At 37.6% G+C, this 7,195-nt stretch carries 10 protein-coding genes; 5 read left to right on the top strand and 5 right to left on the bottom strand.

Annotation, left to right across the window (positions count from 1 at the left end; all coding sequences use genetic code 11):
• Positions 1–29 precede the first annotated feature (29 nt).
• A complete protein-coding gene (locus tag PG418_RS18015) occupies positions 30–782 on the bottom strand; it encodes a DUF4866 domain-containing protein (RefSeq protein WP_055158184.1) in 753 nt (250 codons plus the stop codon).
• Positions 783–1,033: 251 nt separating this feature from the next.
• On the opposite strand from PG418_RS18015, the gene citC reads away from it, so the two are divergent.
• Both citC and citX read left to right on the top strand, forming a co-directional pair.
• Positions 1,034–2,104: a [citrate (pro-3S)-lyase] ligase gene (gene citC, locus PG418_RS18020; RefSeq protein WP_055262075.1), complete on the top strand. Its 1,071-nt coding sequence runs from the start codon at positions 1,034–1,036 to the stop codon at positions 2,102–2,104.
• An 11-nt stretch (positions 2,105–2,115) separates the two neighbouring features.
• A complete protein-coding gene (gene citX, locus PG418_RS18025; RefSeq protein WP_055262073.1) occupies positions 2,116–2,610 on the top strand; it encodes a citrate lyase holo-[acyl-carrier protein] synthase in 495 nt (164 codons plus the stop codon).
• A 63-nt stretch (positions 2,611–2,673) separates the two neighbouring features.
• Here the strand turns inward: citX and PG418_RS18030 are convergent, their stop codons facing one another.
• The 3 genes from PG418_RS18030 to PG418_RS18040 are packed head-to-tail and all read right to left on the bottom strand — an operon-like array spanning position 2,674 to position 3,938.
• Complete coding sequence (locus tag PG418_RS18030) at positions 2,674–3,243, bottom strand: GNAT family N-acetyltransferase (RefSeq protein WP_055262071.1); 570 nt, start codon at positions 3,241–3,243, stop codon at positions 2,674–2,676.
• Positions 3,244–3,259: 16 nt separating this feature from the next.
• Entirely contained in the window at positions 3,260–3,649 is a 390-nt protein-coding gene (locus tag PG418_RS18035) for an HI0074 family nucleotidyltransferase substrate-binding subunit (RefSeq protein WP_055262069.1), read from the bottom strand.
• On the bottom strand, positions 3,636–3,938 hold the full coding sequence (locus tag PG418_RS18040; protein WP_008368542.1) for a nucleotidyltransferase family protein: 303 nt from the start codon (positions 3,936–3,938) through the stop codon (positions 3,636–3,638). Before PG418_RS18040 ends, PG418_RS18035 begins: the two co-directional genes overlap by 14 nt.
• Positions 3,939–4,173: 235 nt before the next feature.
• Between PG418_RS18040 and PG418_RS18045 the strand changes: the two genes are divergently transcribed.
• The 3 genes from PG418_RS18045 to PG418_RS18055 are packed head-to-tail and all read left to right on the top strand — an operon-like array spanning position 4,174 to position 6,041.
• On the top strand, positions 4,174–4,545 hold the full coding sequence (locus PG418_RS18045; RefSeq protein ID WP_008368544.1) for a GntR family transcriptional regulator: 372 nt from the start codon (positions 4,174–4,176) through the stop codon (positions 4,543–4,545).
• Positions 4,546–4,548: 3 nt separating this feature from the next.
• Positions 4,549–5,406: an ABC transporter ATP-binding protein gene (locus tag PG418_RS18050; protein ID WP_055262067.1), complete on the top strand. Its 858-nt coding sequence runs from the start codon at positions 4,549–4,551 to the stop codon at positions 5,404–5,406.
• Positions 5,407–5,408: 2 nt separating this feature from the next.
• A complete protein-coding gene (locus PG418_RS18055) occupies positions 5,409–6,041 on the top strand; it encodes an ABC-2 transporter permease (protein WP_055297673.1) in 633 nt (210 codons plus the stop codon).
• 59 nt (positions 6,042–6,100) lie between these two features.
• Here the strand turns inward: PG418_RS18055 and PG418_RS18060 are convergent, their stop codons facing one another.
• The gene (locus tag PG418_RS18060) at positions 6,101–7,060 is read right to left on the bottom strand and encodes a DHH family phosphoesterase (RefSeq protein WP_498837819.1); all 960 of its coding nucleotides are present in this window, start codon (positions 7,058–7,060) and stop codon (positions 6,101–6,103) included.
• Between the last annotated feature and the right edge of the window lie 135 nt (positions 7,061–7,195).

A 7,195-nucleotide genomic window follows, 5' to 3' on the forward strand; every position in this document is an offset into this window, starting at 1 on the left:
CTGATCTTTTTTCAACCAGATGCATCTTTTTATTTACCATATACAATTTGATCCGCTTTTTCTATATGCCTTTCCAGTCTGTCAGAAAAGTGTTCCAGCGGAAGGAAAACCCCCATTTCATCAAATCTTTTTCCTTCTTCCTGCAAGAAATCCTGTCCGTAATATACCACAGAATTTGGCAGTTCCTTTTGAAGTTCCATCATAATATCCCACACAGCTGCATAAGCTTCAGCCTCCGTCTTTTTTTCTTTTACGGTATCCGGAAGTTCATAGATCAGAAGTACTCCGTCATGCTCTCCCATCTTATATTCCTGTGTTTCCATTGTTTCTGAATCATAACAATGCCTTTTCTTATATCCATGTGCCAGATACATTTTTACTTTATCACGCTTCTGATAAACTTTTCGAAATTTTTCATATTCTTTTTCCTTTACATGAATCGGAAGATTTTCCAGAAGCTTTCCCTCTTCATCTGTCAAAAAAATAGGATTTGTCTGTCCATCCGCATTAAATTTAAACGGTATCAGAAAAGCATTTCTTAAAAGATCGAACATACTGTTTTGGCACACAGCCATGAGAAATGCAGTCAGATCTTTATTTTCATATGCATCGAATAATGCAGCGGTGAACTGCTTTGCGGGAAGATTTTCTGTCACAAACTCATCTCCGGAATCAATGGCATCATAAAAAGTTCTTTTCAGTCGCCTGCATGCCTCCGGGTTTGCAAGAATCTTGTCAAATAACATCTCGGCTTTTTCTTCTCTTGGGAAAATGGTTGCCATATCTATCCTTCCTTTACTATAAATCATACGATTATTTTTTATCCGACTATATTATAGGGTTATCCTGGTTATTAGTAAATTACATAATTCATATTGTGATCATATCAATATGACATAAATCCAATTTGTATTTTTTTAAGAATAATGCCTGATTTCTTTCTTGAATCCTTGCTCCTCTTTACATTTTCTATACACATGTTAAAATAATTTCATCAAATATTTTGAGCTACTGTGCAGAAAGGAATTTATCTATGTCAGATTATTATATTTCTCAAATCTATCCTTCTGACAAGCGAGCCAACGATGAAGTGGACGCGCTCCTTATCTCAGAAGGGATCCGCAGAGATGCTAACCTGGATTACACCTGCGGCATGTATGACGATGAGATGCACATTATCGCAACAGGAAGCTGTTTTGGCAACACCTTACGATGTTTTGCCGTAAGCCATGAACATCAGGGAGAAGGACTGATGAATTCCATCGTCTCTCATCTGATTGAATTTCAGTTTTCAAGAGGGAATACACACCTTTTTCTTTACACCAAATGTAATTCTGCCAAGTTCTTCGGTGATCTTGGATTCTATGAAATTGCCCGGATCGATGGACAGATTGTCTTCATGGAAAACCGAAAAACCGGATTTCAGAATTATCTGCGTACTTTTGCAAAAGATGCACTTCCAGAAGGATTGACTGCTGAGACTCCCACCAGAAAGATTGCTGCTCTCGTCATGAACGCCAACCCGTTTACCCTCGGACACCAGTATCTTATAGAAAAAGCGGCTGCTGAAAATGATCTGCTTCATCTCTTCATTGTCAGTGAAGATGCCAGCCTGGTTCCATTCAAGATCAGAAAACAACTCGTCATGAAAGGAACAGCACACTTGAAAAACATCTGTTATCACGACAGTGGTCCATATATTATCAGCAATACTACTTTTCCAAGCTATTTCCAGAAAGATGAGAATGCAGTGATTGAAAGCCACGCCATGCTGGACCTGACGGTATTTACGCAGATTGCAAAGGTGCTCGGTATCACTCGCCGTTACGTAGGGGAAGAGCCTACTAGCCTGGTTACCGGAATCTATAACCGGATCATGTCTGAAAAATTACCGGAACAGGGCATCGAATGTATCGTTGTCCCAAGAAAGACCTGTGAGGATACACCGATCAGCGCTTCCAATGTACGTCTTGCCCTGCAAAATGGTGACTATGATACCCTTTCGAAGCTGGTACCGCAAACCACACTGGATTATTTCAAAAGTCCGGAAGCAATTCCTGTAATCGAACGAATCAGACAACAAGAAAATGTTATTCATTATTAGGAGGATCTGCTATGAAAGGACAGGAAGTAGTATTAACCGACATGCTCGCCTGCCGCGAGCGCCGCGTTAATATACAAAATAAATATATTCAAAGATATCATTGCCCAGTGATTTCATTCTGCATGAATATTCCGGGACCTATAAAGACGAATGAACAGATCAAAAAAGCATTCCTTTCCGGAAAGGAAGCACTTTTTGCTGTATTACAAAAAGAGAACATTCCGATTCTTACCCAAACTGAGTTTGATGAGAAGACTGGAAATGAAATTATTCTTACAGTCGACTATCCGGCAGATAAAATTAAAGAACTAACAACAGAACTCGAAGAAAACCATCCCTTCGGACGTCTTTTTGATATGGATGTGATTGGAACAGACGGAGAAAAACTCTCCCGCGGCGTCTACCGCAAATGTTTGATCTGCGGCTGTCAGGCACAGGAATGTGCCCGGTCACGAAAGCATACCGTCGCTGAAATGCAGGCGAAGATCGAAGAGATGCTCTCATAACAATATTGAGAAACGGGAGAATGCATTTTCAAACAGCATTCTCCCGTTTTTTAATTTCCATCACTATATTTCTGAAAATCTCTTTACCTGCTCCGGTTTCTCCGGATGTTCTCCTATCATCTTCTCCATCCAGACCATATGGTACCAACGCCCAAATTTATAACCACACTTCCGGAATTCTCCGATCAAACGGTATCCCAGATGTTCATGGAACTGCTTGCTGTTCTTTGTCAGATATTCATCGTCTTCTTCCGGATATCCAATGCATGCATATAGATTGATGATATTCTGTGCTTTCAGTGCAGTTTCAAGTGCCTGATAAAGCAGTTTTCCAACACCACTGTGACTGCAACCCTTCTTTACATAAATCGTAGTTTCTGCCGACCAGTCATATGCAGCCCGCCCATAAAAAGCTCCTGCATATGCATAACCGATAATCTCGCTGTCTCTTACTGCCACCAGATACGGATATTTCTCCAGTGTGTGACGAATCCGTCCCGTAAACTCTTCCAGTGTCGGAACATCATATTCAAATGTAATTGCTGTGTCCGTTATATAGGGTGCATAGATATTTAAAATTTCTGCTGCGTCCGCTTCGGTTGCCGGGCGGATCTTAATTTCATTTGTATCCATTTTATGCTCCTGACTACTATATCCAATTCCTGTCAATTTCTTCTTTTAATTCACAGAACATTTTATAAAACTTCTGTTTTGCCTGCGTAATAATCCCCATTGCAATCTTTCGGTTATAAGAATGTGTTACATTATTTCTTTCTTGTAATGCAGATAACCATAGTTCTTCATCCTTTATCATACCTGCTTTATATGCTGTTCTGAGAATCATTTTCGGAGAACTTGTTGCTCCTTCTGCAAATCCATGTATCTCCAATATTTCTTTCATCATCTTCCATGACTGCTCAAATGTAATTTCATATAATCCAACCAAACCAGTTAGAACGACATTATCATACGGTTCTTCGTAATTATAAATATCCTTCATATTTTCCAATGACACACACAAATTTTCATACTTTTTCAAAAAGAATTTTCCCCTCTCTCCGTATCGATTCTCGTAAGGCGTCTTGCATATCTCTATCCAGGTCCACAATGTCAAATTCCAGCAACGTGGATGTCTCTTCATCAACATCTAATGCAAAACGATCAAAATCACCACCACTTGCCGCAATATCAATATCGCTCGTCCTCTTGAAGTCTCCCCTCGCTCTGGATCCAAAAAGAATCACACAATGTATATCATGTTTTTTTGCAAATGAAATAATTTCGTCTATAACTTCCGTTTTTATTCCTGTATTCGCAAAAGTCTGCATTTTTCCTTCCTCCCACTACCTTAACTTTAATCAGAGAAATCATTATATTTATTCTCCTACTCTTCATACATTGATTTCTCCAGATATTATTCGACTGGTAATTCCGTTTAATCTATGAAAGTTATCATACCATGAATCAAATTTCTATACAAGCAGGATTGTTTCTCTTGACACACCTTTGCCAACTGTATATACTGTATATATACAGTTATAACATTTTAAGCGAGGTGAAAACGTGAATATATTCATAGATAACAAAAGTGGTGCACCCATCTATGAACAGATTTTTACACAACTCAAATCGCAAATTATAAGTGGAACATTACCATCTGACGAAGCTCTTCCTTCCATTCGAAGCCTTGCCAAAGATCTACGAATCAGTGTCGTAACAACCAAGCGGGCTTACGATGAACTGGAAAAAGAAGGTTTTATTTACACGATTGCAGCAAAGGGCTGTTTCGTTGCTCCACTTAATACGGATCTTTTGCGTGAAACAAATCTGAAAAAAATTGAAGACTACATGGAAAAAATAGTACATCTTGCAGCTTCCTGTAATCTAAGCGAACAGGAACTTACTGAGATGCTTCATTTCATGATGGAGGAATAGCTTATGACCACATTTGAAACAAATGCTTTAGAAATAAACGATTTGAATAAGAACTATCCTGGATTTTCCCTGAATCATCTAAATCTCACTCTTCCCAGTGGATGTATCTTAGGACTCATCGGTGAAAATGGTGCCGGAAAAACTACCACCATTAAACTAATTCTGGATATCATAAAAAAAGACAGCGGTTCGATTCGAATTTTGGGAAGAGACTGCACTTCTGCTACTACTTTCTTGAAAGAAGAAATTGGCGTTGTATTAGATGAAGTTGGTTTTCAGGAATGCCTGACTCCTTTACAGATTGGACGCATTATGAAGGATATTTTCCACAACTGGGATTCTTCTCTATACGACCAATATCTCCAAAAATTTAACCTTCCAAATAAAAAAGAATTTGGTAAGTTTTCAAAAGGAATGAAGATGAAACTGGGAATTGCAGTTGCTCTCTCTCATCATCCTAAACTTCTGATCCTTGATGAAGCAACAAGTGGTCTTGATCCTGTAATGCGCGATGAAATCCTTGATATTTTCAATGATTTTACCAGAGATGAATCTCATGCAATTTTAATTTCTTCCCATATTGTAAGTGATCTGGAGAAAATTTGTGATTATGTTGCCTTTCTTCATAAAGGTAACCTTGTTCTTTTCGAAGAAAAAGACCGGCTTCTGGAAAAATACGGTATCATTCAATGTACAAAGGAACAGCTTCAGGAACTCGATCAATCTGCGGTCATCGGAGTCAAATACTCTTCTTACAATGTAGAAGCAGTAGTTCTTCGAGATCAGATTCCGGAAGGATTTAAGGTACATCCGATCAGTATAGAAGATTTGTTTATTTTTATGATAAAGGGGGTTCACTGAATATGAAAGGATTACTTCGTAAAGATCTTTATCTGATGATAAAATATTGTCGTTTATTTTTTATTCTGATTATTGTATTTTCCTTTGCCGGAGCATGGAATAACAATCTGTTTTTTGCATTATATCCTATTACAATTTCCAGCATTATCCCGGTAAACCTGCTTTCTTACGATGAAAAATCAAATTGGAGTCTCTATGCCTGTACCTTTCCCTGTAGCCGAAAAGAAATTGTATCCTCCAAATATATTTTAACAGTATGTACCCTTACACTTTCTGCCATCATTGTTGAAATTGTGCAAATAATCAACATGATTATAAGACACAACTTTTATATTTCCGGTCTTCTTACTATTTTTACAATTATCTTTATAGCCGGATTACTGCCACCTGCCTTTATGTTTCCGTTTACCTTCAAACTAGGTGCTGAGAAAGGTCGGTTTGCTTATTATATTGGATTTATTTTATTTTTCGCATTGCTTGGTTGGTTGCAATCTTTCATAAAAAATTTGCCTCTCGGACTTGCACATTTCCCTTTCCGAAGTTACTATATTTTGATTCTTCTTTTCATAGGTTTATTACTGTATATGATTTCCTGGATTCTATCTATAAAATTCTATCAGAACAGGGAATTCTAACATCATTATAGAAAGAAACAGCGGTTTACTTCCTTTTTTGTAAACCACTGTTTCTTTTTTTATTTCATGATTTTTTCCATTCTCTCTTTGATAATGTCTGCAATTTCCCATCCTGCATAACTTTCGGAGATACAATCTCTTGAAATCACACCGCCGGCTTTATCTATATGGCCACCACCGCTTCCGATTCCATTGCAGAGCTTTTCTGCCACTTCATTTGCAAGATACTCCCGATCCGCGCTTCTTATTGAAACCTGATATCCACTGTCAATATCCGTATATGCAATGCTAACTTTGGCAACATCAACCTTTATTGCCATATCACCAATGATTCCAAGCACTGATTGCTCACAATGCATTGCACTGATCAAAAGATATTGCTTCTCTTTATCAAAATATGCATGGTACAAAGCTTCTCCTGCAATCATGAGGTCCTCCAGACTCATGGATGATTTTTTTAACCGTTCCAGTTCCGGATAATCTTTGCTTAACTCATCGCGCATCGCAATGTCATGCTTCTTGTACAAATCTACATAGGAAGAAGTATCTGTATACAATCCATATAAAAATGCAATACTTAACTTTTCATTCGCCTTTACATCATATCCTTCTTCTTTCAAAAGTTCCCAGACAATTGTAGAACAGCTTTGATAAGAATAGTCAATAAAAGCATTTTCTGTTTTTTTCATGGAAGGCATATGATGATCGATCATTGCTATATTATCCGCTTCAAAACGATATACATTTCCTCTTCCATATTGCCCATCAACCAGCAGTAGAAGATCTGTCTTTGGTAACTCTTTTACGTATGCTACCGGAATCTCACAGATATCAATCATGTACAAAAGATCTTTTTTTTGGATTTCATAATCTCCACTGTAAATAATTGACACATTGATATCGTGTAGTTTTAAATATGTATACACCCCATATGCCGCAGCCAGTGCATCTGCATCTGGACTGTTATGACATTGAATACATATATTTTTGTACTTTAATAGCTGATTTAAAAACCCCATTTGTTCATGCCTCTTAAATTACTCTCATTCTTTCAGCATATTACCACATTTTTCCTTAAAGGTAAATAATTTCCTATGTAATATATGTAATAAAAAAACTGCAAACCCTTACGGTCTACAGCTCCCTTACTTTTT

This window comes from Bariatricus sp. TF06-38A (assembly GCF_027690675.1).
GTDB classification, from domain to species: domain Bacteria; phylum Bacillota; class Clostridia; order Lachnospirales; family Lachnospiraceae; genus Allocoprococcus; species Allocoprococcus comes.